Source organism: Microbulbifer sp. CAU 1566 (genome assembly GCF_023156515.1).
GTDB lineage: Bacteria > Pseudomonadota > Gammaproteobacteria > Pseudomonadales > Cellvibrionaceae > Microbulbifer.
Genome location: NZ_JALNMG010000004.1, coordinates 240,095 through 266,443, shown reverse-complemented (window position 1 = coordinate 266,443; position 26,349 = coordinate 240,095). Strand labels below are relative to the sequence as shown.

Below are 26,349 nucleotides of genomic sequence, written 5' to 3'. Positions count from 1 at the left end.
CATTGCTGTAAGAGAAAGATATGCGGATTTTTGTATTAACAACCGGGCGTTCCGGGTCAACCACGTTCGAAGAAGCCTGCACCCACATCGACGGCATGACGTCGGGTCATGAAATCCACGCCGGCATGATCGAGGGACGCTTGCAGTACCCGGACAATCACATCGAGTCGGATAACCGCCTGGTGTGGTTTCTCGGCACCCTGGATCGCATCTACGACGACAAAGACACCTTCTACGTGCACCTGACCCGCGATCACGACAAGATCGCGCGCAGCTATCGCGACCGCTGGCAGGGCGCCATCTGCATCGCCAGGCACTTCTACCACGGCACCCTGATGTGCCGCCGCAAGCCGGATATGGCGCAGGCACTGCAAGCCTGCCGGTTGATGGTGGATACCGTGGCCGACAATGTGACCTTCTTTTTGAGCCGCCGCCAGAACTGGGTGGAAGTGCGCATGGAGCATCTGGAAGAAGATTTCTTCAAGTTCATGGATGCCGCCGGCCTCAAGGGAGACAGGGACAAAATCTTGGGGGCGCTGCGCACGGTAAAAAGCGGCAACAAGTACGCGCGCAAGAAAAAGAGCCTTTTGTACAAGTTCCGCTCGCTGTATTCCTCGCGCTTCCTGCGGTGATCCGCGTGCGGCGGCGCCCCGGCAGCTGACGGGCGCCTGGCCCCGGCTATACTCGAACCATCGTTTTAACGCCGGAAGACCCCATGAAACTTTTCTATGCCCCTGGAGCCTGCTCGCTGTCGCCGCATATCGTCGCCTGCGAGGCCGGGCTCAACCTCGAACTGTGCCAGGTTGACCTCAAGGCCAAAACAACCGAATCCGGTGGGGACTACACCCAGGTAAACCCCAAGGGCTATGTGCCGGCGCTGCAGCTGGAAGGTGGCGAGGTGTTGACCGAAGGGCCGGCCATTGTCCAGTTTCTTGCGGAACAGCGCCCGGATAAAAAGCTGGCGCCGGAGTACGGAACCCTGCCTCACTACCGGATGCTGGAGTGGCTGAACTACATCTCCACCGAAGTGCACAAATCCTTTGTACCCCTGTTCTGGAACGGCTCTGAAGACGAGAAGGCCAGGGCCAGTCAGGCAGTCAGCAAGCGCTTTCAGTTTGTCGAAGACAGTCTCAGCGGTGACTACCTGCTGGGGGATGATTTCAGTGTCGCCGACGCCTACCTGTTCACGGTGTACAGCTGGTGCGCCAAGGTTGATGTGGATACCGGCGGCTGGCCAAAACTGGCCGCCTTTGCCGAGCGCATGGCCCAGCGCCCGGGCGTTCAGAAGGCAATGCAGGCCGAGGGCCTGATCTAGCCCCGCCCCGCGCGCGGTTTAATCTCGATCGGTTGCCGCGCCCGCGCCACCAGCAGCACCAGGCCGAGCGCGGCGGCCGAGCAGCACAACATACCTACCGCAATTGGCACCAGGGTGCCGGTATGCACCGCATTCACTGCCCCCCCGAGTACCCCGCCAAAGATAAACAGCGACGCCCCGTAGAGTGCGTTGGCGGTACCGCTGATGGTGGGGAAAAACTCCAGGTAACAGGCGGCGGAATTGGGGGTAATGATGCCGATGGCCCCCATCGCCATCACCAGCGGGATCATCCATCCGAGCAGGGGCTGCTCACTGCCGAAATAGACGGTGCTCGCCAGCAGCAGCGCGCAGGCAAACAGTTGCAGGCAGATGCCCACCACCAGTATCTGCCGCGGTTCAAACACCTTCAGCAGGCGGATATTGAGCTGCACCATCAGGACCAGTCCCAGCACACAACTGCCAAACAGCATGGGGAATGTCTGCGCGCTGACACCGAAGTGCTCCATGAACACAAAGGGGGCGGTGGTGATGTAGATAAACATACAGCCGCTGATCAGCGCCTGGGCAAACAGGAACCCGAGGGCGCGCCGGGTGCGGAAAATCTGTGCATAACCCTTGAGCATGCTGCGGCGGGGCTGGCGTTGGCGGCGCGCGCGGCGGAAGCGGGACACCGTTTCCGGCAGAATGCCGCGCACCAGAAGCATCATCAGCAATCCGTACACCAGCAGAAAAATGAAAATCGCGTGCCAGTCGCCGAAGGTCAGCAGGGTGGACCCGATCACCGGTGCCACCATGGGCGCGATCAGCATCATGGTGGCGATCATCGACATGATGCGCGCCGCCTCGCGACCGTGGTAGAGGTCGCGCACTATGGCCCCACAGATCACCGTGGCAAAACCACCGCCCACCGCCTGGCAGAAGCGCAGTGCCACCAGCAACTCGACATTATTGGTAAACAGAATCAGGCAGGTACTGACAATAAAAATGCTGAGGCCGATGGTGCCCACCAGTATCCGTCCCCAGCGGTCGGACAGCGGTCCGCCGAACAACTGCCCCACCGCAAATCCCAGCAGATAACTGGACACCGAGTGCTGCACCTGCGCCACCTCCACGCCCAGCGCGGCGGCCATGGCCGGAATTGCCGGCAGGTAGGTATCGATGGCAAAGGGCGTCAGCGCTACCAGTGCGGCGAGACAGGGGGCCAGCCAGCGCGGTGGTTGGCCTTCGGCATTGAAGAAATTTGGCGGCATATCGAATGGGTAAAATAAGGGCCTGGGTACAGCGTTGGATTGGTGCGGGAAAATCCCGGTGGCGCCAGCCAAAGGATAGCCGGCGCCGGGTGCGCGCATGGTAGCCGGCACCGCCGGCGGTTTCCATGACAGTGGGAGAATTTGCGGTCGCCGGTCTACTGGGTGGGGTCGAACAGCAGTTCATCACCCAGATACAGTGCCGGCCATCTGGAAGCGCGGGTTACTGTCTGTCCGGACTGCAGCCGCTGTCGCAGGGCGTCGAACTCCTCTTCTGTAGTCCGGTTGTTGTGACCAATTTGCTGCCAGCTGGTATCCACCAGGGCGAAGGCGGACACGGTGAGGAAGTTTTCCTTGTTCTGCCGGGAGCGGAGGGAAAACAGCAGAAACTCGCTTTCGCCATCTCCGTTGAGATCCTTTTCCAGCCAGATGCAGTTTACCGCGGCCTGGTCACAGTCCATCAGGTAGCGGCGGCTTTCAAACGCCGCCGGCAAGCTGCTGCCGCCAGGGAGTACTTCTATTCCCCGGATTTTCTGGTTGGCCTGCCGCTGCGCGACCGGGTTCTGGCGGAGGCTCCAATCGGACGGCGCCGGTTTTAACAGTTCCACCAGGTATGCCGCCATCTGAGGGTCCTGCTGAACGGCCGGAAGAGTGGCGATTTGCTGCAGCGCCTCCAGCCCCGGCCGCCCGAGTTTCTGCCGCAGAAAAAAGAAATCGAACTCCGCCAACTCCACTTGTTCTTGCTGCAGGCGCGCCATCTGGCTGGTGGCACTGATGCGCCAGAAGTTCGCTAGTGGCGACTGGGTAACCAGACATACCGCCAGTACCCACAGTGCCAGTCCAGTATTGATCCGCCGCAGCCAGGCACCCCAGTGCTCACCGCGGCGCAGGATGGCCAGGCTGTAACTGGTGGCCAGCAACATCAGGGTGAAAGCCACCACGAAACCCCACAGCCGCTCGGGGGTCCAGCCGTACTGCTGCACCCGCAGCATCAGCCCGTAGAGCGCGAAGGCGGTGTAAAAGGGGGCGACGACGAGTGCCAGCAACAATACCCGGTTGACCCACTTGGGGTAGCGGGAGAAAGGAAACTCGTCCTGAATCACGCCGTTGCTGAAAAACAGCAGCAGCGCCACCAGCCACAACAACAGTGCGCTGCCGTGCCCGGTGTTCCAGATTGGTTGCAGCCCGGTAAACGGCAAGGTGGCAAGGAACACGATGGTCAGCAGTGCCAGCAGGGGCAGCAACGCCACCAGCATGGTGCGCAGCAGGCGCTTGAGCGTCAGTACGAAGCTCTGCTGGGAGCGGAACAGAACGGCGCCGCAACCGACCACCAGCCCGGTCACCGGGAAAATAAACCACTCTTTCGAGAACAGCTCACGGAACAGCGCCACGCCCACCAGACTGAACAGCGCCTGCCACAGGAACAGGATCAGCCAGAAGATGGCGGTGAACACCAGGGTCAGGCCGACGGTCAGTGCTATATCCCAGGAATAGTGGAAGAGCGCCGGATACTCGGGCCGCCTGAGTCGCTGTACGCCGGTGGCGCAGGCGCGCAGCAGAAAGGCGACCACAAAGGAGGCAATGGCGGTGGTGACGATAAAAGTATGCGGCCAGTTGCAATACACCATATCCGTCGGGGTGCACTGGTAGCCGCGGTAGCTGGCCACCAGCCCGAGAAGCAGGGTGTAACCGGCAATTACCCACCAGTAGCTGTGGGCCAGGCGCGGTGCGGTGGTGACAATGACCAGCGGGGGGATGGCGATCGAGAGGGTATAGCAAAGGTAGCGCCATACCGGCAGCCAGCTCTCGCTGCCGGACCAGGACTTCAGCCAGTAGAGTACCAGTCCCTGTACCAGCGCGGCGATCAGGACCAGGCGCTTCTCGGCAACACTGAGCGAATGCGCGTCTTCCGGAGCCTGGTGTTCAGGCTGGTTGTTCGAGGTTTCGCCACTGCTTCCGTGCATATCGCGTCCTGTTCCGGGCTTTTCGCGGTGCGTTTAGTGTTTTTCTTCCCGCAGGTTGTATAGGCCCTTCTTCAGCTTCAGCAGGTGTTCCTGCAGCTGCGGCCCCTTGCGCTGGGCCACGCCGATGGCGAGTACGTCGATTACCACCAAATGCGCGATGCGGGACGACAGCGGCGTGTAGAGCTCGATGTCTTCCTCCACATCCACTTCCAGCGGGATACTGGATTGACGGGTCATGGGGGAGCCGCTGGGACCGAGGCCGATGACGGTCGCGCCCTGGGCTTTGGCCATTTCCATGGAGCGCAGCAGTGAAGAGGTGCGGCCGCTCTGGGAGATGGCGACCACCACATCGCCGGGCGCCATGCTCATGGCGGACATGCTCTGCATATGGTGGTCAGAATGGGCGGCGGTAGCCATTTGCAGGCGGAAGAACTTGTGCTGGGCGTCGGCGGCCACGGCACCGGAGGCGCCAAAACCGAAGAATTCCACCCGCTTGGCGGCGGCAATGGCGGTAACGGCGGCTTCAAGAGCGCGAGAGTCGATTTTGTCGCGCACATTCAGCAGGGTGTCGACGGTAGAGTCGAACACCTTGCGTTTGTATTCGGCGATGGAGTCGGTTTCGGTAACGGCGATCTGCCCGAAACTGGGGCTGGAGGCCAGCTGTTGCGCGAGGTTGAGCTTGAACTCCTGGAACCCGGAGCAACCCACAGCACGGCAGAAACGCACCACGGTCGGTTCACTCACCTGCGCCTCGGTGGCCAGATCCACTATCCGCATATGAATGATTTCGCCGGGGTTGGCGAGGATATATTCAGCGACCTTGCGCTCAGATTTACGCATGGCACTCAGCTGCTCGCTGATCCTTTGCGTGACTTCCGCTGGCTTCACGACACTACCTTAACTCTGGTTCAGGCTGTGCAGTTTAGCGGCATGGCGGGGTGCTGGCGAGCTTTGGCTCAGCTCGATTCTGGCATTGTGGCGGCCCTGCTGCCGGGTAGGCCTTTGTGAGACACGCCGTGAACCCATCCATGGGGGCTCGGCTGCGGCCGTCCTGGCCGCAGACGGTCTCACAAAGGCCTACCCGGCATCAGCGCCTTCGCATTGAATTTCAGTGGGTCAAAACCCTGTTTATATACCCAGTTACTCCAAAACCCCTGATACAATCCGCCCCATGGACGTATCTGAACTTTTAGACCCCCTCAACGATCCCCAGCGCGAGGCAGTAGCCGCGCCCCCGGGCAATCAATTGGTTCTCGCCGGTGCCGGCTCGGGTAAAACCCGGGTGCTGGTGCACCGTATCGCCTGGCTGATGCAGGTGGAGGGGGCATCGCCCTACTCCATCATGGCGGTGACCTTCACCAACAAAGCGGCGCGGGAGATGCGCGGGCGCATCGAGGAGCTGCTGGGGGTGAATACCTTCGGCATGTGGGTGGGCACCTTCCACGGCCTTGCCCACCGCCTGCTGCGTGCTCACTGGCAGGAGGCGAAGCTGCCGCAGAATTTCCAGATTCTCGACAGTGACGACCAGCTGCGCCTGATCAAGCGGGTGCAGAACGAGTTGGGGCTGGACGAGAAAAGCTGGTCGCCGCGGGAGTCCCAATGGTGGATCGGCGGCCAGAAAGACGAGGGTATTCGCCCGCAGTATCTCCAGCTCACCGGTGACCCCTGGCTACAGACCATGGTGCGGATTTACAGCGCCTATGAAGCGGCCTGCCAGCGCGCCGGTGTGGTGGACTTCGGCGAGTTGCTGCTGCGCGCCCACGAACTGCTGCGGGATAACGACAATATCCTCGCCCATTACCGCCGCCGCTTCCCGTTCATTCTGGTGGACGAGTTCCAGGATACCAACACCATTCAGTACGCCTGGCTGCGCCTGCTGGCCGGCGACCAGTGTGCCATCACGGCGGTGGGTGACGATGACCAGTCCATCTACGGCTGGCGCGGTGCCAAAATCGAGAATATCCAGCATTTTGAAGCGGACCTGAGAGATGTGCAGACGGTGCGCCTGGAGCAGAACTACCGCTCCACCAGCACCATCCTGAACGCTGCCAACGCGGTGATTGCGCAAAATTCCGGTCGCCTGGGCAAGGAACTGTGGACCGAAGGGGAAAAAGGCGAGCCCATTTCCCTCTACACCGCCTACAACGAGCAGGATGAAGCGCGGTTTATTGTCGAACGTATCCGCGACTGGGTGCGCGACGGCAACCGCCGCGACAGTGTCGCCATCCTGTACCGCTCCAACGCCCAGTCGCGGGTGCTGGAAGAAGGATTGCTGCGGGAACAGATTCCCTACCGTATTTACGGCGGCCAGCGCTTCTACGAGCGGCTGGAGATCAAGAACGCGCTGTCCTACATGCGCCTGATCACCAATCGCCACGATGACACCTCCTTCGAGCGGGTGGTGAATACCCCCACCCGCGGCATCGGTGCGCGCACCGTGGAGCTGGTGCGGGAATTTGCCCGCGAGCACGGTAGCTCCATGTGGGATGCGGCGGCCAAGATGCTGCAGCAGAAAGTCCTCGCCGCGCGCGCCGGTAATGCCCTGGCGAACTTCCTCAGCCTGATCGACGCGCTGGACGAAGAGAGCACCGACAAAACCCTGGATCACATTGCCGAGCTGGCCATCGAGCAGACCGGCTTGATCGATTTCCACAGTAAGGAAAAAGGCGAGAAGGGCCAGACCCGGGTAGAAAACCTCAAGGAACTGGTCAGCGCCTGTCGCGCCTTCGACGGCGTGCCCACCGCAGACGCCGATGGCGAAGCGGTGGACGAGGAAGAGATTCCGCTGCTGAACCAGTTCCTCGACAGCGCCGCGCTGGATGCCGGCGAGGGTCAGGCGGACGAGTTTGAAGACGCGGTACAGCTGATGACCCTGCACTCGGCCAAGGGCCTCGAGTTCCCGCTGGTGTTTATGGCCGGGGTGGAGGAAAACCTCTTCCCGCACAAAATGTCCGCCCAGGAACCCGGGCGCATGGAGGAAGAGCGCCGCCTCTGCTACGTGGGTATCACCCGCGCCATGCAGAAGTTGTACATGACCTACGCCGAGTGCCGCCGCCTGTTCGGCAGCGAAACCTATAACAAGCCATCGCGGTTTGTGAGTGAAATTCCGGTGGAGTATATCCACGAGGTGCGACTCAAAACGGAAATTTCCAAGCCGCTGTTCCAGCCCAAGTCGTTCGGCAACTATGGTGGCGGCATCAACCCCTACTCCGATGCCGCGCCGGAGTTCGACGACGACCTGCCACCCCTGGCGCTCGGTGGACGTGTTGACCATGCCAAATTCGGTGAGGGCACGGTGGTACAGTTTGAAGGCAGTGGCCCGCGCGCGCGGGTGCAGGTCAACTTCGACGACGCCGGCAGCAAATGGCTGGTAGTATCCATGGCCAAATTGCAGCCTCTCTGATTGGTACACCCTCCCGGTCGCTATTGCGTCGCTCCCGGGAGGGTGTCGCCCAGACAAAACCAACAATAAAAATTCAAACGGACATGAAAAAAATAAACTGGTATCCCCCCGTAATCCTCGGCCTGCTCGCCCTGCTGGTGCTTACCTTCGGCTCGCTGGTGATCTCCCGTTCCGACCAGGAACAGAAAATCACCACTCTCGAAAACACCGGCCAAAAGACTTTTGAGTGGAAGCTGGTCACAACCTGGCCGAAAAATTTCCCCGGTCTCGGCAGTGCCCCGGAGCGCTTCGCGAAAAAAATCGACGAAATGTCCAACGGCCGCCTGAAGATCAAGGTCTACGGTGCCGGTGAACTGGTGCCCGCCATGGGTGTATTTGGCGCGGTGTCCGATGGTGCGGCCCAGGTTGGCCACGGCGCCGCCTATTACTGGAAAGGCAAGATACCCGCGGCCCAGTTTTTTACTGCGGTGCCTTTCGGGCTGAATGCCCAGGAAATGAATGGCTGGCTGCACTACGGTGGTGGGCTGGAACTCTGGGAAGAGCTCTACGCACCCTTTGATCTGATCCCCATGGCCGGCGGTTCCACCGGTGTGCAGATGGCGGGCTGGTTCAATAAAGAGATCAACTCCGTCGAAGACCTGAAAGGCCTGAAGATGCGTATCCCCGGTCTCGGTGGTGAAGTACTGAACCGCGCCGGCGGCACCGCGGTCACCATCCCCGGTGGTGAGCTTTACACTGCGCTGCAGACCGGCGTGATCGATGCCACCGAATGGGTCGGCCCCTACAATGACCTCGCTTTCGGTTTTCACCAGATCGCCAGGTATTACTACTATCCCGGCTGGCACGAACCGGGTTCCATCCTCGAAATCATCGTCAATAAAACCGCGTTCGAGAAACTGCCGAAGGACCTGCAGGCCATAGTCCGCACCGCCGCCCACGACGCCAACCAGGACATGCTCGACGAATACACCGCGCGCAACAATCGTGCGCTGAAAGAGCTGCTGGAAGAGCACGGTGTAGAGCTGCGCAAGCTACCGGACGATGTAATTGCCCACCTGAAACAAATCAATCAGGGCATCATGGAAGAAACGGCGGCAAAAGATCCACAATTCAATCGGGTCTATAAAGCCTTCAAGGAGTTTGAATCCCAGGTGATTCCCTATCACCGGATTAGCGAAGAGGCGTATTACCGGACAAGAGACCAGGCAACCCGATAAATCGACAGGCTGTGGGTTGCCTTCAGTGGCGGCGTTATGCCAAAACAGGCAACCCTCTATACCTGTAACTATCAATTCCTGGTTATTACGGGAACGAAGAGCCTGAAGCTGTGCCCGACGTATTCTCTTATCGGAATATGTGAGCCTTGAAGTTGGTACTGGCTTGCTAGTTCGCAAACCCTATTTCTGTATAAGCGCGGCGGACACTTATTAAATTCCAAAAAAACCTTCTGCAGTTGGTTCTATCGTTCCAGAGATACTTTCATTTCGATATTTTTCACTCAAACACTTTTTAGTATCGTAAGCGCCCCGGCCCTTTCAGGGACCGGGACATTGGTGCCAAATACCAGTGGTGAAAAAATTGTGCCGCTGGCGCTTCAGGGAAATTAATATCGAGGGATGATGGATGTTTCGGTTATTTGTAGTAATTTTTGTGTTAACGGGAATGACGGCCTGCACCAGTGCCGACTTTGAAAAGATAGCAAGAGATTCGATGTCGGCCGCTGCTGGTACAACGATCAGCAGCATTACAGGAAACACCTCTGGCAACGCGGCATCGGCGCCGCAGTCCAGTCGCACAGGGTCCAACTCATATTCCGTAGGCCGAAGAAATTTCAGCACAGTAAGTGCGACGCGCTCACAATCCGATTACGGGAAAGTCGTGGTCGTAAAAACAGAAAAAAACCCACAAAGCCAAACCAAGTTGGCGTTGAATTCGTGCAAGCAGCCAAATGTTGGGCCCATGCGCTGTGGTGGCTATCTGTTTGAGGTCACGGAAGAGGGCTGGTTGGTCGAAGATCCGATCCATTTTGACGACCTGAACAACCCGGTTATTACTCTGGCCGCCGGCACTTACTATATTAAATTCAAAAATTGGAAAGGCGGTCAGAAATACTTCACCAGCGGTGAACTTACCGTGACCCCGTTTGTTACCAATATCGTCGATATCGAATTGGAATAAATGCGCTGTAATTAACCGGTGTAATGCCGTGAGTAATAAAAAAGGCAGAGCTGTTGGCTCTGCCTTTTTAAATTTTTCCAAGACATCGAGAAATACTCGAAGCTTTCCCCCTTAATTTTTTGCCTGTTTCTGCACGGAAGGTAACGGAATAAATTTAACCAGCCATAGTTTATAAATTAACGCCCCGCCAATCATTAAAAAGAAAAAGTAACGCCCTGCCAGCTCTGTGGTCATCAGGCTTGCTTCCATCACTGCCGGCACAATGCCAAATAGCGCAATAGTGAGCAGTACCGTTCCGATCCTGATGGCGATCTTGGCCCACATTTTTCTGGCTTTTCGGGCGAACGCCAAGCCGCTGAAAAAGACGATAGTAAAAATGGAGGCCATGGCCAGTGCGGGTAACATCATTGGGAAATTCCTTATCCGGTGTTTAACGAGCCCGAATACTATCCCAGTGCCAGCAGGCAAAAAATAAACGCGCTTTGCATTTTGCAAAACAGAGGTTTACTTGGTACCAGTGTTTTGTTTGGCGGGTGGGAGGCTGTTCGGTGGCAGCTCAACAGGGCAAATAGCATTTGCTATTTCCGCACGGCGACAGGGGTATGGGAAGAGACCTCGTCGTTGCGAGGTCGGCGGGCCCGGGTTTTGATTCCGGGCCCGAAAAGAGCTTACGGCAGCGGCCGGGTGCGGCCGCGATCGTCGATGGCCACGAACACGAATTCGCCTTCGGTCACTTTGACCTGTTCACCGGTATCGACGCGGGTCAGCCACACTTCCACCATGGTCTGAATGGATGAGCGACCGACTTCCACCGCTTCGGCGTAGCAGCTGACGGTGGAGCCGACGGGCACCGGGCGCAGGAATACCATGCTGCCGACGGCAACAGTGGTAACGCGGCCGCGGGCGATGCTCTGGGCAAGAATGGCACCGGCCAGGTCCATCTGCGACATCAGCCAACCGGCAAAAACGTCACCCTGGGGATTGGTGTCCCGTGGCATGGACTGGGTCTGCAGGGTCAGGGTACCCGTGGGTTGCGGTTCTTCATCAATGGCGGACATCGCAAATGCTCACAATTCTTAGATTTATTGATCCGGGGTGGCGTTTTGGGTCACCGTTACCGGGTGGCGCATTCTAGCACAAACTGGGTACTAATTAGCCAGAGCCCAATAACTGAAATTTTGCGCTGAACAGAATAATCGGTTGATTTATCAACCTTGCCGCGGGGCATGGGCTTGCCGCTCTGCCCTGTGGCACCTAGAATTCCGCCCATGCGTGGAATTGTCCTGACTTTGATCCTGTGGTGTTTCGCTGCCCAGAGCCTGGCTCTGGCGATTGCGCCTGCCTGCGATCCGGGGGCTGATTCCCACGCCGATCACGCCATGATGATGGCGGATACCGCTGTGCATGCCGCGAGTGACATGTCCGCCACTGATCACCACAGCATGCCCTGCTGCGATGAGGCCGGCGACAAATCGGCGGCAGAACTCTGCCAGCTGACCTGTGCCGTTGGCGGTTGTGGTGCGGCCGTTCCCCCGGCACAGGACTGGCAGGCCGCGACATTGTCTGCCTCCGCCCTGCTTCAGTCGATTACCCCCTCCCCACTCGCTGCTTCGCAGCGCAACCTGTTGCGCCCCCCAATAAGCGCCTGATGCCTCCCCTTCAGCGTCTCATTTGGCGCTGAAATCTACGGTCGAGTCGTCGACCAGGTATCAGATACACAGGATTACTCCATGGGATATGTATTGCGCGCTCTGGGCCCACTGGTCCCGGCGCTGGTGATTTGTGCGGTTGCCCTGCCCGCGCGGGCACAGCTGAATCTGGAGGGCGCCATCCAGCTGGCGCAGGAACAGGATCCGCAAACTGCGGCGGCGATTGCCGCGGCCGACGCTGCGGCGGAAACCGCGGTAGCGGACGCCCAGTGGGCGGACCCAATGCTCAAGCTGGGTATCGCCAACCTGCCCACCGACACCTTCGCTTTTGACGACCAGCCGATGACCCAGAAAGTCATCGGCATCAGCCAGAAACTGCCGCGCGGGGATTCCGCGACACTCGCCGGCGAGCGCGGCGCCCACACTGCGGAGGCGGGCTATGCCGGTGCCGCGGATATGGAGCTAGCACTGGCGCGGGATGTGGCGCAGGCCTACCTCAGCGTGGCCGAGCAGCTGCGGGTGCGTGAACTGCTGGCGGAGAACCGTCGCTGGATGCAGGAGCTGGTGGGCTACAACCGCGCGCGCCTCGCCAGTGCGCAGATCCAGTCCCAGCAGCTGCTGCAGTCGCAGCTGGCGCTGGCACGACTGGACGATCGTATTGCCGCGGTGGATGGCGAGATCAATCGCGCCCGCGGCACTCTCAGCCGCTGGATCGGCGGCGCCGCCTGGGGTGCGCTGGATGCAACGCCGCCGGCCTGGCGGGATACCCGCGACTGGCTGGCGGGGCAGTCCCTGCCGGTGTCGATGGCGCTGGTGGAGCAGCATCCGGCGGTGGCTGCCAGCAATGCCCGTGTGGCCGCAGAGCGAGCCAATGTGGCACTGGCCCAGGAGGCCTACAAGCCGCAGTTCGGTGTCGATTTCAGTTACGGCCAGCGCGACCGGACTCCCATGAGTGATGGCTCCGACTTCGCCAGTGTGATGGTGTCGTTCGACCTGCCCCTGTTCCGCCAGAAGCGCCAGGACCGGCGCCTCGCCGCCAGCCGTGCGCGCGAAAGCGCCGGCATCCTGCAGCGCCAGAACCTGCTGCAGCAGCTGCACGCCGAGCTAAACGGCGCCGTGGCCATGGCCCAGACCCTCGATCGCCGCCGCGCGGAGTACCGGGAGTACCTGTTGCCCCAGGCGGACGCCACCGCCGATGCGGTACTGCGGGGCTACGCCAGCAATACCGCAGATCTGGAAGCGGCCATTGCCGCGCGCATGGATGACATCGAGACCCAGATCAGCGCTGCGCGCCTCACCTATGGCTACTTCCGCGCCGTGGCGCGCATCCGTTATTTCCGCGCCGTCGAGCTCGACGCCAACCTCAAATAATCAGCGATCTGCAACGTTATGAACAAAATATTGATAGTCGTGCTCGCCATCATCGCCCTGGTGGTGGGAATTCTTGTGGGGCGCGGCCTGTCCGGCGGTGACGACACCGCGCAGGGCGGCAGCGGCGAAAAGAAAATCCTCTACTGGGTCGCGCCCATGGACCCCAACTACCGTCGCGACGGCCCCGGCAAATCGCCCATGGGCATGGACCTGGTGCCCGTCTACGAGGGCGAGGAAGGTGAGGCCAAGCCGGGCACCGTATCCATCTCCTCCCAGGTGGAAAACAACCTGGGTGTGCGCACCGCGGTAGCGGAGAAAGGCCCGGTGACCATCGAGGTCGACACCGTGGGCCTGGTGCAGCTGGATGAAGACAAGCTGCACCACGTGCACACCCGCCTGAGCGGTTGGGTGCACAAGAGCTGGGTCAAGGCCGTGGGGGATCGTGTGCGCAAGGGGCAGCCGCTGGTGGCGATCTATTCGCCGGAGCTGGTCAAGGCACAGAGTGAGCTGGTGGCGGCCCTGCAAAGCGGCAACCGCACCCTGATCGAGGCCACCCGCGAGCGCCTGGAAAGCCTCGGGGTGCCCGCCGAGCAGCTGCGCGCGCTGGATAAATCCCGGAAGGTGAGCCAGACCATCACCCTCTACTCGCCCACCGACGGCTATGTGAATGAATTCGCCGCCCGCGATGGTATGTATATCACCCCCGCCACCACCCTGATGAGTATCGGTCCGCTGGAAACCGTGTGGGTGGAAGGCGAGCTGTTCCCGAAACAGGGCGCCCAGGTACAGGTGGGGGATACCGCCACCCTGCAGGGGGAGTTTGCCCCGGGCCGCAGCTGGACCGGCGAGCTGGTGCACATACTCCCGGATCTCGACCCCAAGACCCGCACCCTGCGCGTGCGGGTGCTGGTGGACAACGCCGACAAAGCCCTACGTCCGGGCATGTTTGTGCGCCTGCAGCTGGGGGGCCAGAAGGTGGACACCTTGACTGTACCGCGCAGCGCCCTGATCCGCACCGGTGACATGGACCGGCTGGTGATCGCCGAGGGCGGCGGCCGCTACCGCTCGGTGCGCGTGCGGGTGGGCCGCGAGCTGGGCAAGCGGGTGGAAATCCTCGCCGGACTCGAACCCGGTACCGAGGTAGTCACCTCGGCCCAGTTCCTGCTGGATTCCGAGTCCAGTATCAGTGCCGATCTGCAGCGTATCGAAGGTGAAAGTGACTCTAAAAGTGGCAAAAAGTCAGTAAAAGCCGATACCGCCTGGGCCGAGGCCACGGTGCTGAGCATGCCCGACGACAACCACTACGCACGCCTTGAGCACGGCCCGGTGCCGGAGTGGGACTGGCCCGGCATGGTGATGGGTTTCCATGTGGCGGAAGCGGCGCAGCAGCAACTGCGTCAGGCGTTGGAAAGCGGTGCGCCACTGCGGGTGCAGATGCGCCAGCGCGACGACGGTAAATACGAGGTGATCGCCGCTCGCGCCCTGGCCGATGATTCCCTGATGCCGGGACACGAAGGCCACGAGCAAATGGATCACTCGCAGATGGATCACGGTGAGATGAACCACGGAAAAATGGACCACTCGCAGATGGATTATGGCGACATGGATCACTCCGGATCGCAGGAGCCGCAGAAATGATCGCGCGAATCATTCAATGGTCCCTGCACAACCGCGCGTTGGTGCTGATCGGCGCGGTGGTGCTGGCGATTGCCGGGCTTTACAGCCTGCGCAACACGCCGGTGGACGCGCTGCCGGACCTGTCCGATGTACAGGTGATCGTCAAAACCAGCTATCCGGGCCAGGCGCCGCAGGTGGTGGAAGACCAGGTCACCTACCCGCTCACCACCGCCATGCTGAGTGTGCCTGGCGCGCACACCGTACGAGGCTATTCATTTTTTGGTGATTCCTACGTTTACGTTATTTTCGACGACGATGTTGACCTTTACTGGGCAAGATCCCGGGTACTCGAGTACCTGAGCCAGGTGGCCCCGCGCCTGCCGGCGGCGGCGCGCTCGGAGCTGGGGCCGGACGCCACCGGCGTCGGTTGGATCTACAGCTATACCCTGGTGGATCCAACCGGCCAGCACGACCTGGCACAACTGCGCTCGCTGCAGGACTGGTTCCTGAAATACGAGCTGCAGACCCTGCCCGGGGTATCCGAGGTGGCTACAGTGGGCGGCATGGTGCGGCAGTATCAGGTGCAGGTAGATCCCCTGCGCCTGCGCGCCTACGACCTGACGCTTGCGCAGGTGCAGGCGGCGATCGAACGCGGCAACCGCGAGTCCGGTGCTTCGGTAGTGGAAATGGCGGAAGCCGAGTACATGGTGCGCGCCAGCGGCTATATCCAGAGCGTGGAAGATCTGCGCCAGCTGCCACTGCTGGTGAATGCCGCGGGCACACCGCTGCTGTTGCGGGATGTGGCGGATGTACACCTGGGCCCACAGATGCGCCGTGGCCTGTCAGAGCTCGACGGCGAGGGCGAGGCCGTCGGCGGCGTGATCGTGATGCGCTTCGGTGAGAACGCGCGCGCGGTCATCGATGGCGTGCGCAACCGGCTGGAAGAGCTGCAGCGCAGCCTGCCGGAGGGGGTGGAAATTGTCCCCACCTACGACCGCAGCGAACTGATCGATAGCGCGGTGGATAACCTGTGGCACAAGCTGCTGGAGGAATTCATCGTGGTGGCGCTGGTCTGTGCGCTGTTCCTGTTCCACCTGCGCTCGTCGCTGGTGATCGCCATCAGCCTGCCGCTGGGCATCATCGGCGCCTTTATCGTGATGCACCTGCAGGGGATCAACGCCAACATCATGAGCCTCGGCGGTATTGCCATCGCCATCGGCGCCATGGTGGACGGCGCCATCGTGATGATCGAGAACCTGCACAAGCATATGGAGCGCACGCCGCTAACGGATGAAAACCGATGGAAGGTCGTCGGTGAGGCCGCCAGCGAGGTGGGCCCGCCACTGTTCTTCAGCCTGCTGATTATCACCCTCAGTTTCCTGCCGGTGTTTGCACTGGAAGGTCAGGAGGGCCGGCTGTTCGCACCGCTGGCCTATACCAAGACCTACGCCATGGCCGTGGCCGCCGGCCTCGCCATTACCCTGGTGCCGGTGCTGATGGGTTACCTGGTGCGCGGTGAGGTGAAGCCGGAGCAGGCCAATCCCATCAACCGCGCATTTACCGCCGCCTACCGCCCGGCCCTGGAACTGGCGATTCGGCATCCGCTGCTGGTGGTCATTACCGCACTGGTGTTGCTCGCCAGCGCCCTGTATCCCCTGTCGCGCACCGGCAGCGAGTTTATGCCACCGCTGGACGAGGGCGACCTGATGTATATGCCCAGCACCCATCCCGGCATTTCCATCGGTAAGGCGCGCGAACTGCTGCAGCAGACCGACAAGATGATCATGCAGGTGCCGGAAGTGGCGCAGGTGTGGGGCAAGATGGGCCGCGCGGAAACCGCCACCGACCCGGCGCCGCTGACCATGGTGGAGACGATTATCCGCTTCAAGCCCCGCGACCAGTGGCGCGAAGGCATGACCCCGGAAAAACTGCGCGCAGAACTGGACGCGGCGGTGCAGCTGCCTGGGGTTACCAACGCCTGGGTGATGCCGATCAAGACCCGCATCGACATGCTCGCCACCGGCATCAAGACCCCGGTGGGGATCAAGGTCGCCGGTGCCGACCTGCACCAGATCGAGCAGATCGGCACCCGACTGGAATCCCTGCTCAAGAATGTACCCGGCACCGCGTCGGTGTTCGCCGAGCGCGTTGAGGGCGGCCGCTATATCGATATCGATATCGACCGCAGCGCCGCGGCGCGCTACGGCCTGAATATTCAGGATGTACAGACGGTGATCGACACCGCGGTGGGCGGCAAAAAGGTGGGCGAAACCACCGAGGGCCTGGAGCGCTACCCGATCAATGTGCGTTATCCACAGGCCTGGCGGGACTCCCCGGAAAGTCTGCGCGGCCTGCCGCTGGTGGCCCCCAATGGCACCCATCTGAGCCTGGGTGACGTGGCCACCATCGAGGTGCAGAGCGGCCCGCCGATGATCAAGACCGAAAACGCGCGACCGAACGGCTGGATCTATATCGACATCGCCGACCGCGACCTGGGTTCCTGGGTGGCGGAGGCGCAGCAACTGGTAGCGGATCAACTGGAGCTGCCGCCGGGCTATTCCCTGGCGTGGTCCGGGCAATACGAGTACATGGAGCGCGCCCGCGAGCGCCTCGGCCTGCTGTTGCCGGTGACCCTCGGTATCATCGTGTTGTTGCTGTATTTCAGTTTCCGTCACTGGGGCGAGGTGCTGGTGATCATGGGTACCCTGCCGCTGGCGTTGATCGGCGGCCTGTGGCTGCTGTACTGGCTCGACTTCAACCTGTCGGTGGCGGTGGGCGTTGGCTTTATCGCGCTGGCCGGGGTGGCGGTGGAGATCGGTGTGATCATGCTGGTGTATCTCAACCAGGCCTGGAAACAGACGCAGGCCGATTGTGAAGCTGCCGACCGCAAGCCAACCCGGGACGACCTGCGCGATGCGATCCGCCGCGGTGCCGGTCAGCGCATGCGCCCGGTGTTGATGACTACCGCCACGGTGTTTATCGGCCTGGTGCCGGTGATGATTGGCTCGGGGGTTGGTTCCGAGGTGATGCAGCGCATTGCGGCACCGATGGTTGGGGGCATGGTCAGTGCCATGTTGCTGACTTTGATGGTGTTGCCAGCGGTGTACCGCTTGTGGAAGGGGCGAGGACTGCACTCCGACCCCGGGATTACTTCTTAAGCTGGTTTGGTGGCGGCCAAGCACCGGGGATTCGTTTTTGAAACCGGCATGAATACGTCCCTGTAGCCTGCGTCGGAAACATCCCTGTTTCCGACGCTTTCAAAAACGAATCCCCGGCACTTGGCCTTCACATCAAAGGGCAGTACTTCGTTAGCGGATGTGACCCACTGCTACGAAGTAAATTAGTGACAACTGAAGGTGGGGCGCCGGGTACGGGTTTTCAGGAGCGTCGCAAACAGGATGTTTGCGCCGCAGCGCCCAGGGATGGGTTCACAGCGGTCGTGAAAACCCGTACCCGGTGTCCCACCGCCACCGGGCCGGCTTAAGTTCGAACCACCGGACCAGTCAAAACAACCTAGCTGGCAACGAAGCCCGGCAACCAGGTCGCCAGCGATGGCCACACTGCCAGCAGACACATCATCAGCAACTGGATCGCAATAAACGGCACCACCCCCCGGTAAATGGCCCCGGTAGACACTTCCACCGGCGCCACACCGCGCAGGTAGAAGAGCGCAAAACCAAACGGCGGTGTAAGGAATGAAGTCTGCAGATTCAGCGCGATCATCACACCCAGCCAAATTGGGTCCAGCCCCATGGCCAGCAGCACCGGGCCGACGATGGGCACCACCACAAAGGTGATCTCGATAAAGTCGAGGATGAAACCCAGCAGGAAGATCACCAGCATCACCAGCAGGGTCGCGCCAATCACCCCTCCAGGCAGGCTATTGAAAAAGTGAGTGACCACTTCCTCGCCGCCAAATCCTCGGAATACCAGAGAGAACAGCGAGGCGCCGATCAGGATCGCAAACACCATGGCAGTGACCTGCAGGGTGCTCTGCCCCACTTCGCTGGCACGCTGCCAGTTCAGGGCGCCGCGCCCCCAGGCCAGTATTCCCGCACCCAGGGCACCGACTGCCGCGGCTTCGGTGGGCGTGGCGGCACCGGTGATAATGGAGCCGAGTACCAGCAGCATCAGGGCGATGGGCGGGAACAGGCTTTTCAGGATCTGCAGTGTTTCGATGTCGTCATCAGGCCGCTGGGTTTGCGCCGGTTCACGGCGAGCGATAAACAACAGATAGAGTATGTAGGCCGCGACCAGTAACAGCCCGGGAATGATTGCCCCCATAAACAGGTCACCCACACTCACCGGCTTCGGGTTGAAGATGCCCTGGCTGAGCTGGGCCTGCTGGTAGGCGTTGGACAGGGTGTCCCCCAAAAGTACCAGCGCGATGGACGGGGGAATGATCTGCCCCAGGGTGCCGGTGGCGCAGATGGTACCGGTGGCGAGTTTGGGGGAGTAGCCGCGTTTCAGCATGGTGGGCAGGGACATCAGGCCCATGGTCACCACGGTGGCACCGACGATGCCGGTGCTGGCGGCGAGCAGCGCGCCCACCACCACCACCGAGACCGCTATGCCCGCGGGAATCCCGGAGAAGACCCGCGCCAGGTTTACCAGCAATTCTTCGGCAATCCGCGCTCGCTCCAGCATCACACCCATCAACACAAATAGCGGCACTGCCATCAGGGTGCCGTTTTGCATGATGCCGTACAGGCGGTCGGGGAAGGCGCGCAGCAGTTCCGCATCGAATACACCGCCGACGATGCCGAGGCCGGCGGCCAGCAGCGCGGTACCGCCCAGGGTAAAGGCCACCGGGTAGCCGAGCATCAGCGCGCCGCACACGACCAGAAACATCAGCAGGGGGATCAGTTCCATCATGCGCTCACCTCCGCGCCCGGTGCCTGGCGCACCATGGGCTTATTGTGCGCGGCCTCTTCCACAGATTCTTCAGGGGTGTCGTTGACCGCCGAGGATTTTCGCAATTCTTCCCGGGTCACCAGCATCAGGGTGTTCAGGGCGCGAGCAAATTGCGCTATTCCCTGCAGTGCCAGGGTGATCGCCGCCAGGGGCATCAGGCTTTTCAGCAGGAAGACGCCGCCGAGGCCGTCGGCACTGGCGCTGGTTTCGTGTACTGCCCAGCTGCTGGCGGCGAAGTGCCAGCTGCCAACGGCGATAAACGTACACAAGGGAAGCAGGAAGATCAGGCAGCCCACGGCGTCCACCCAGGCTTTGCCGCGGATGGACATGGTGCGGTAAAACACATCCACCCGCACATGGGCACCGGTCTGCAGGGCATAGGCAAGTCCCAGCATAAAAGCGGCGCCGTGGAGGTAGGTGACCGAGTCCTGTAGGGCGAGGGAGCCCCCATCAAAGCCGTAGCGCAGTATCACCACCAGGCTCTGTATCAGCACCATGGCGAGGGTAAACCAGCCCAGCAGGCGACCACTGGCACTGGCAAAGCGATCCAGTCCATTTGCGGTTGTTAGCAGAAACTTCATGGGAGTTCTCTCAAACCATCTTTATTCTTCTGTTATCAATGGGTGAGAGCCTACCTGTTGGTCAGAAATTGCGCCAGCACCGGTGGCTGGAGAGTCGATTAGCTGTGTGACCAACGGTAAATCGACGGTCAAAAAATGCCCCGGGGCCTGTAATCTTTTTGTAACTTTTCATTCATAGAATCGTCACCAGTTCGACATAACATGCGCCGCGTGCAGAAACTTTGAACACCCTGGAGATATCCATGAACAAGCGTCTTGCGAGCAAAAAAGTCCTGGCTTCGGCCCTGGCCGCCCTGACCATCGCTGCCTCAAACGCCGCCCTGGCCGCGCGTGACCACATCAGCATTGTCGGTTCATCTACCGTATATCCTTTCACCACTGTGGTTGCCGAGCGCTTCAGCCGCGCTACCCAGTTCAAGACCCCGGTGGTTGAGTCCACTGGTACCGGCGGCGGCATGAAGCTGTTCTGTCAGGGCGTGGGTGAAAACACCGCCGATATCACCGGTGCTTCCCGCCGCATCAAGCAGTCCGAGCTGGACATGTGCAACGACAACGGCGTCGATGTGGTGGAAGTTCAGATCGGCTTCGACGGCATCGTTCTGGCCAACGCCAAAAGCGCTACTCCCTTCGAACTGTCGCGCAAGGACATCTTCCTGGCCCTGGCCAAGGATGTACCCAACCCGGACGGTTCCGAAACGCTGGTAGCCAACCCTTATAAAACCTGGAAAGACGTCAACTCGGCGCTGCCCGCACACAAAATTGAAGTACTGGGCCCGCCCCCTACTTCCGGTACCCGCGACGCCTTTGCCGAACTGGCACTGGAAGGTGGCTGTAAAAAGTTTGACTGGATTGCGGCAAAAAAGGCTGCGGACAAGAATGGGTACAAAGCCATCTGCCACAACATCCGTGAAGACGGCGCCTATGTTGAAGCCGGTGAGAACGACAACCTGATCGTGAACAAGCTGGCCGCCAACCCGAATGCCCTGGGTATCTTCGGATTCAGCTTCCTCGACCAGAATGCGGACAAGGTGCAGGGTTCCCTTATCGAGGGCATGGAGCCGACCTTCGATTCCATCGCCGATCAGAGCTACCCCGTTTCCCGCCCGCTGTTCATCTACGTGAAGAAAGCCCACGTGGACGTGGTACCTGGCATCAAGCAATTCCTGGCGGAGTTCACCAATGAGCGCGCCTGGGGTGAAGAAGGTTACCTGGCGGACAAGGGTATGATCCCGTTGCCGAATGCCCAGCGCCAACAGGTTGCGACCAATGTACGCAAGCTCAACGCTCTGACCAATCTCGCTGCCAAATAAGTATCGAGAACACAGGTAGACGGAATTACCGGCCAAGCCCCCATCCATAAATCGGGGGCTTGGCCTTTTGCTTATAAGAAGCTGGCGTAATTTCTGAACTCTTTTGGGGTTGGCGCCATGCAAAATAGCTGGAAGTCCGGATAATGGCCGGCAATTTTTGAAACTGACTTTGAAATAGAGTTAACCGAGCAAATCGATGCAGACTCCCACTCTCTTCGCCCTGCTGTTGCTACTGATTCTGGTGGCCTACGGTACCGGCTTCAGTCGTGCGCTGAGTGCCGCCCGCAGTCGCGGCGGTGTTCGCAGCCTGGCTTCCCTGCCCAGCTATTACGGGGTGCATACCGCGCTCTGGTGCGGCCTGCCGGCCCTGTTGATCCTGGGGACCTGGCTGGCCTTTGACGACTCCATCATCCGCACCCTGGTAATGGGCGGTATTGTGGATAAGCCCGCTACCCTCTCTGGCCAGAACCTGTTGTACGCGCAGATTCAGAACATGGCTGCGGGCAATCTCGTTGGCGAGAGCACGCCGCAACTGGAAGCCGCGGCTGCGCATCTGACCAGCCTGCGGGAAAATGGCCAGCTATTGCAGACCGCGCTGATCCTGATTCTGTCCATCGGTTTCGGCGCCTTCGCCCTGCTGCGTATTTCCCCGGAAATGCGCGCGCGGGAAAAAGTGGAAAAGGTCCTGCGCGCGATTCTGCTGGTGTGCGCCTGTGCCGCCATCTTTACCACCGTCGGCATCCTGATGTCGGTGTTGCTGGAATCCATTCGTTTCTTCCAGGCGGTGCCGGTAACCGAATTCCTGTTTGGTTTGCACTGGAGCCCGCAGATGGCGATGCGCGCCGACCAGGTGGGTTCCAGCGGCGCCTTTGGTGCGGTACCACTGTTTACCGGCACTTTAATGGTATCGGCCATCGCCATGTTGGTGGCGGTACCCGTGGGCCTGATGTCAGCAATTTATCTGGCGGAATATGCCGGTAACCGGGTGCGCGCTTTTGCCAAGCCGCTGATCGAAATTCTCGCCGGTGTCCCCACCGTGGTATACGGCTTCTTCGCCGCCCTCACCGTGGCGCCTTTCATTCGCGATCTGGCGCAGTCGGTCGGCCTCGAAGCCTCCAGTGAAAGTGCCCTGGCCGCTGGCCTGGTGATGGGGGTGATGATTATTCCTTTCGTCTCGTCCCTGTCCGACGATGTGATCAATGCGGTACCGCAGTCCCTGCGCGACGGCGCTCTCGGTCTCGGTTCCACCAAATCGGAAACCGTGCGCAAGGTGGTGATTCCGGCGGCGCTGCCGGGCATTGTCGGCGGTGTACTGCTGGCGGTATCCCGCGCCATCGGCGAGACCATGATTGTGGTGATGGCGGCGGGCCTCGCGGCCAACCTCACCGCCAACCCGTTGGAGTCGGTCACTACGGTAACGGTACAGATCGTTACCCTGCTGGTGGGCGACCAAGAGTTCGACAGCCCCAAAACTCTCGCGGCCTTTGCCCTCGGTTTGATGCTGTTTATCAGCACCCTGATCCTCAACTTTATTGCCCTGCACGTCGTGAAAAAATACCGGGAACAGTATGACTGATCTGACTCAAGCCCAGGTGCGCGAAAAAATCGCCGCGCGCCTCGCCAGCCGTCATCGCAAGGAAAAAATCTTCCGCGGGTTCGGCATTGCCAGTATTGCATTCGGTGTACTGGCGGTTGTGGTGCTGTTTACCGACATCATCAGCAAGGGCTCCAGCGCTTTTGTGCAGACCCAGATCCAGCTGGAGGTCCATTACGATCCGGCGGAACTGGGCATCGACAAGGTGGACCACGAAAGCCTTGCTTGGGCCAACTTCGACGGTGTCATCCGCGCGGCCCTGCGTGAGCGTTTCCCCGATGTGAGTGGTCGCCGCGACAAGCGTGCACTGTATGCGCTGGTTTCCAACGGTGCCGGCTTTGAACTGCGTGAACGCCTGGAAAACCACCCGGAATTGCTCGGCCAGACCGAAACGCTGTGGTTTAACGCCGACGACGACGTCGACACCTATGTCAAAAGCCTGTCTAAAAGCAAAGAGGGCTTTATGGGGCGCACCAGCGAGCAGCAGGCTGGCTGGATTCTGTCCCTGCGCGATAGCGGTGAACTGGAGAAGCGTTTCAATACCACCTTCTTTACCAACGGCGATTCCCGCGAGCCGGAGCAGGCAGGCATCCGCGCGGCCCTGGTAGGCTCCCTGCTGACCCTGCTGGTGACCCTGGCGCTGTCTTTCCCCATCGGCGTGGCCGCGGCCATTTACCTGGAAGAGTTTGCGCCGAAAAATCGCTGGACCGACCTGATCGAGGTGAACATCAACAACCTGGCTGCGGTACCGTCCATTGTGTTCGGCCTGCTGGGGCTGGCGATTTTCATCAACTTTTTCGAGTTGCCGCGCTCGGCGCCGCTGGTGGGTGGCCTGGTGCTGACCCTGATGACCCTGCCAACGATCATCATTTCCAGCCGCGCCTCGCTCAAATCCGTACCGCCCTCCATCCGCGAAGCGGCCATGGGCATGGGCGCGTCGCGCATGCAGGTGGTGTTGCACCATGTACTGCCGCTGGCGATGCCGGGCATGCTGACCGGCGCCATTATCGGTATGGCCCAAGCCCTGGGTGAGACGGCCCCGCTGCTGATGATCGGTATGGTGGCATTTATTGTCGACGTACCCCACGGGGTCACCGATCCGTCCACGGTGCTGCCAGTACAGATTTTCCTGTGGGCCGACAGCCCGGAGCGCGCCTTTGTTGAGCGCACTTCCGCGGCGATCATGGTACTGCTGGCAGTCCTGATCACCATGAACACCTGCGCAGTCTGGCTGCGCAAAAAACTTGAGCGCCGCTGGTAAAGCCGGCGAATGCTAAGATAGCGAACCGAGATATAGAGCCATGACCACCATGACCCTGAACGCCGGCCAGAGTGTACCGGCCAGCGACAATACCGGTGCCACAGCCGCGGAGCCCAATGTAGTGAAAACCAATGTAGAAATCGCAAAAACCGTTGGCAGCCCCTTCTGTGATGAAGCCAAGCTGCGGATGCGCAATGTGAATGTGTTCTACGGTGAAGCCCAGGCGATTCACGATGTGAGCCTGGATATCGGCCGCAACCAGGTGGTGGCCATGATCGGCCCGTCCGGCTGCGGCAAGTCCACTTTCCTGCGCTGTCTCAACCGCATGAACGACACCATCGAAGGGTGTCGTGTGGAAGGCGAGCTGAGCCTCGACGGTGAAGCCATCTACGGCCCCAAGGTGGATGTGGTACCCCTGCGCGCGCGCGTGGGCATGGTGTTCCAGAAGCCGAACCCCTTCCCCAAGACAATTTACGAAAACGTCGCCTATGGGCCCAAAATCCACGGTATCGCCAGCCGCCGCGCGGAACTGGATGAGATCGTCGAGAACAGCCTGCGCCGCGCCGGTTTGTGGAATGAGGTGAAAGACCGTCTGGACAAGCCCGGCACCGGCCTCTCCGGTGGTCAGCAGCAGCGCCTGTGTATCGCCCGCGCCATCGCTGTGAGCCCGGAAGTGATCCTGATGGACGAGCCCTGTTCGGCCCTCGACCCGATTGCTACTGCCCGTATCGAAGAGCTGATCGACGAGCTGCGCCAGAACTACACCATCGCCATCGTCACCCACTCGATGCAGCAGGCGGCCCGTGTCAGCCAGCGCACCGCCTACTTCCACCTGGGCAAGCTGGTAGAAGTAAACGATACCGAGACGGTGTTCACCAATCCCGAGCACGAACTCACCGAAGCCTACATTACCGGCCGTTTCGGCTAAGGTTGGGGGGAGCCCACAGAAGATTATGGAAATGCATTTCGATCAACACATCTCCCGCCAGTTCAACGAGGACCTCGAAAGCCTCAAGACGGAAATGCTGGAAATGGGTGGCATGGTCACCCGCCAGGTGGCCGACGCCGTAGAGGCCCTGGCCAACGCCGACAGCGAGCTGGCAGAAAAAGTTTTGCAGGTGGAAGAGGAAATCGACCGCTGCGAAATGGAACTGGACGAGCACGCGACCCTGATCATTGCCAAGCGCCAGCCGGCGGCGTCGGATCTGCGCATGGTGATGTCGGTCATCCGCATCGCCCGCGATCTCGAGCGCGTGGGTGATGAGGCCAGCAAGATCGCCAAGATGGCCATAGCGTTGACGGACGAGGGCACCGCACCCCGCGGTTACACCGAAATCCGCCACATCGCCAATGCCGTGCGCAAGATGCTGAACGATTCCCTCGACGCCTACACCCGCTTCGACGTCAAGTCCGCCATGGAGACCCTGGCCGAAGACGAGCAGGTGGATATGGATTACCGCAGCGCCATTCGCGAAATGGTTACCTACATGATGGAAGACCCGCGCAGCATTTCCCGGGTAATGAACGTGCTCTGGACCCTGCGTTCGCTGGAGCGCATTGGCGACCACGCCAAGAATATCTGTGAGCAGGTGGTGTATCTGGTGAAAGGCGCAGATATCCGACATGGGAATGAAAAGAATCTACGATAAAAGTTAGCGTGGTAGCTATTACTACCGAAAAGCTATTTCAAGAAGGCCGTATTTGCGGCCTTTTTTCATTTAGCGAAAGTGGGAACTATTCATCGCGGATGCTGCCATAGAATCCGGAGTGCGAGCTGGTTCAAGATTCTACAATCTAAAGCTTGGTTTGGTACTTTGGATACCTGAGGTTCTGGGGTCGGTATATTTTTTATGATTCGCAAGCCATTTTCTATATGAATTTATTAACTCGCGTATCTCATGTGAGAGATATTGGGGGTTGTCGATTTATGCGCATATTCTAAAAC

21 protein-coding genes are annotated in these 26,349 nt (G+C 60.3%); 14 read left to right on the top strand and 7 right to left on the bottom strand.

The genetic code is table 11. The annotated features are described in order from the left end of the window. Positions 1–20 precede the first annotated feature (20 nt). Positions 21–632, top strand: coding sequence for a hypothetical protein (locus tag M0G74_RS12060; RefSeq protein ID WP_248217304.1), 612 nt, complete (start codon positions 21–23; stop codon positions 630–632). Positions 633–715: 83 nt separating this feature from the next. Continuing rightward, on the top strand, positions 716–1,315 hold the full coding sequence (gene gstA / locus M0G74_RS12055; RefSeq protein WP_248217302.1) for a glutathione transferase GstA: 600 nt from the start codon (positions 716–718) through the stop codon (positions 1,313–1,315). On the opposite strand, the gene M0G74_RS12050 is transcribed toward gstA, so the two are convergent. The 3 genes from M0G74_RS12050 to hexR all read right to left on the bottom strand — a co-directional run bounded on the left by M0G74_RS12050 (position 1,312) and on the right by hexR (position 5,414). Beyond that, positions 1,312–2,565, bottom strand: coding sequence for a multidrug effflux MFS transporter (locus M0G74_RS12050; RefSeq protein WP_248217301.1), 1,254 nt, complete (start codon positions 2,563–2,565; stop codon positions 1,312–1,314). The two genes, gstA and M0G74_RS12050, sit on opposite strands and share 4 nt — an antisense overlap. 155 nt (positions 2,566–2,720) lie before the next feature. Next, complete coding sequence (locus M0G74_RS12045; RefSeq protein WP_248217294.1) at positions 2,721–4,526, bottom strand: DUF4153 domain-containing protein; 1,806 nt, start codon at positions 4,524–4,526, stop codon at positions 2,721–2,723. Positions 4,527–4,559: 33 nt separating this feature from the next. Continuing rightward, the gene (hexR, locus tag M0G74_RS12040; protein WP_160151922.1) at positions 4,560–5,414 is read right to left on the bottom strand and encodes a transcriptional regulator HexR; all 855 of its coding nucleotides are present in this window, start codon (positions 5,412–5,414) and stop codon (positions 4,560–4,562) included. Positions 5,415–5,697: 283 nt separating this feature from the next. On the opposite strand from hexR, the gene uvrD reads away from it, so the two are divergent. From uvrD to M0G74_RS12025, 3 genes are all read left to right on the top strand, one after another. Next, the gene (uvrD, locus tag M0G74_RS12035; RefSeq protein WP_248217293.1) at positions 5,698–7,929 is read left to right on the top strand and encodes a DNA helicase II; all 2,232 of its coding nucleotides are present in this window, start codon (positions 5,698–5,700) and stop codon (positions 7,927–7,929) included. A gap of 83 nt (positions 7,930–8,012) precedes the next feature. Continuing rightward, positions 8,013–9,146 carry a TRAP transporter substrate-binding protein gene (locus tag M0G74_RS12030; protein ID WP_248217291.1) on the top strand — a complete coding sequence of 378 codons (1,134 nt, stop codon included), beginning with the start codon at positions 8,013–8,015 and terminating at the stop codon, positions 9,144–9,146. A 406-nt stretch (positions 9,147–9,552) separates the two neighbouring features. Further along, entirely contained in the window at positions 9,553–10,107 is a 555-nt protein-coding gene (locus tag M0G74_RS12025) for a hypothetical protein (protein ID WP_248217289.1), read from the top strand. Positions 10,108–10,218: 111 nt separating this feature from the next. On the opposite strand, the gene M0G74_RS12020 is transcribed toward M0G74_RS12025, so the two are convergent. Together M0G74_RS12020 and M0G74_RS12015 are read right to left on the bottom strand one after the other, a co-directional pair. After that, a complete protein-coding gene (locus M0G74_RS12020; RefSeq protein ID WP_248217288.1) occupies positions 10,219–10,515 on the bottom strand; it encodes a hypothetical protein in 297 nt (98 codons plus the stop codon). Positions 10,516–10,775: 260 nt separating this feature from the next. Next, positions 10,776–11,165, bottom strand: coding sequence for an acyl-CoA thioesterase (locus M0G74_RS12015; RefSeq protein WP_160151926.1), 390 nt, complete (start codon positions 11,163–11,165; stop codon positions 10,776–10,778). A gap of 210 nt (positions 11,166–11,375) precedes the next feature. Here M0G74_RS12015 and M0G74_RS12010 point away from each other — a divergent pair, with 210 nt between their 5' ends. From M0G74_RS12010 to M0G74_RS11995, 4 genes are all read left to right on the top strand, one after another. Further along, on the top strand, positions 11,376–11,756 hold the full coding sequence (locus M0G74_RS12010) for a hypothetical protein (protein ID WP_248217285.1): 381 nt from the start codon (positions 11,376–11,378) through the stop codon (positions 11,754–11,756). Between the two features lie 81 nt (positions 11,757–11,837). Continuing rightward, entirely contained in the window at positions 11,838–13,127 is a 1,290-nt protein-coding gene (locus M0G74_RS12005) for a TolC family protein (RefSeq protein ID WP_248217284.1), read from the top strand. Positions 13,128–13,145: 18 nt separating this feature from the next. Continuing rightward, positions 13,146–14,765: an efflux RND transporter periplasmic adaptor subunit gene (locus M0G74_RS12000; protein WP_282450157.1), complete on the top strand. Its 1,620-nt coding sequence runs from the start codon at positions 13,146–13,148 to the stop codon at positions 14,763–14,765. Further along, complete coding sequence (locus tag M0G74_RS11995; protein ID WP_248217282.1) at positions 14,762–17,902, top strand: efflux RND transporter permease subunit; 3,141 nt, start codon at positions 14,762–14,764, stop codon at positions 17,900–17,902. The genes M0G74_RS12000 and M0G74_RS11995 overlap by 4 nt, the downstream gene beginning before the upstream one ends. Positions 17,903–18,257: 355 nt before the next feature. Here M0G74_RS11995 and M0G74_RS11990 read toward each other — a convergent pair whose 3' ends face one another. Together M0G74_RS11990 and M0G74_RS11985 are read right to left on the bottom strand one after the other, a co-directional pair. Beyond that, complete coding sequence (locus M0G74_RS11990; RefSeq protein ID WP_248217281.1) at positions 18,258–19,619, bottom strand: TRAP transporter large permease subunit; 1,362 nt, start codon at positions 19,617–19,619, stop codon at positions 18,258–18,260. Further along, positions 19,616–20,239 carry a TRAP transporter small permease subunit gene (locus M0G74_RS11985; RefSeq protein WP_248217280.1) on the bottom strand — a complete coding sequence of 208 codons (624 nt, stop codon included), beginning with the start codon at positions 20,237–20,239 and terminating at the stop codon, positions 19,616–19,618. Before M0G74_RS11985 ends, M0G74_RS11990 begins: the two co-directional genes overlap by 4 nt. 242 nt (positions 20,240–20,481) lie before the next feature. On the opposite strand from M0G74_RS11985, the gene M0G74_RS11980 reads away from it, so the two are divergent. From M0G74_RS11980 to phoU, 5 genes are all read left to right on the top strand, one after another. Continuing rightward, complete coding sequence (locus M0G74_RS11980; RefSeq protein WP_248217278.1) at positions 20,482–21,549, top strand: PstS family phosphate ABC transporter substrate-binding protein; 1,068 nt, start codon at positions 20,482–20,484, stop codon at positions 21,547–21,549. 196 nt (positions 21,550–21,745) lie between these two features. Continuing rightward, positions 21,746–23,125, top strand: a complete 1,380-nt coding sequence (gene pstC / locus M0G74_RS11975) for a phosphate ABC transporter permease subunit PstC (protein WP_248217275.1) — start codon at positions 21,746–21,748, stop codon at positions 23,123–23,125. Further along, positions 23,118–24,404 carry a phosphate ABC transporter permease PstA gene (pstA, locus tag M0G74_RS11970; RefSeq protein ID WP_248217269.1) on the top strand — a complete coding sequence of 429 codons (1,287 nt, stop codon included), beginning with the start codon at positions 23,118–23,120 and terminating at the stop codon, positions 24,402–24,404. The genes pstC and pstA overlap by 8 nt, the downstream gene beginning before the upstream one ends. Before the next feature lie 187 nt (positions 24,405–24,591). Then, positions 24,592–25,332, top strand: coding sequence for a phosphate ABC transporter ATP-binding protein PstB (gene pstB, locus M0G74_RS11965; RefSeq protein ID WP_236250629.1), 741 nt, complete (start codon positions 24,592–24,594; stop codon positions 25,330–25,332). A gap of 25 nt (positions 25,333–25,357) precedes the next feature. Further along, the gene (phoU, locus tag M0G74_RS11960; protein WP_201276893.1) at positions 25,358–26,053 is read left to right on the top strand and encodes a phosphate signaling complex protein PhoU; all 696 of its coding nucleotides are present in this window, start codon (positions 25,358–25,360) and stop codon (positions 26,051–26,053) included. Positions 26,054–26,349: the final 296 nt, after the last annotated feature.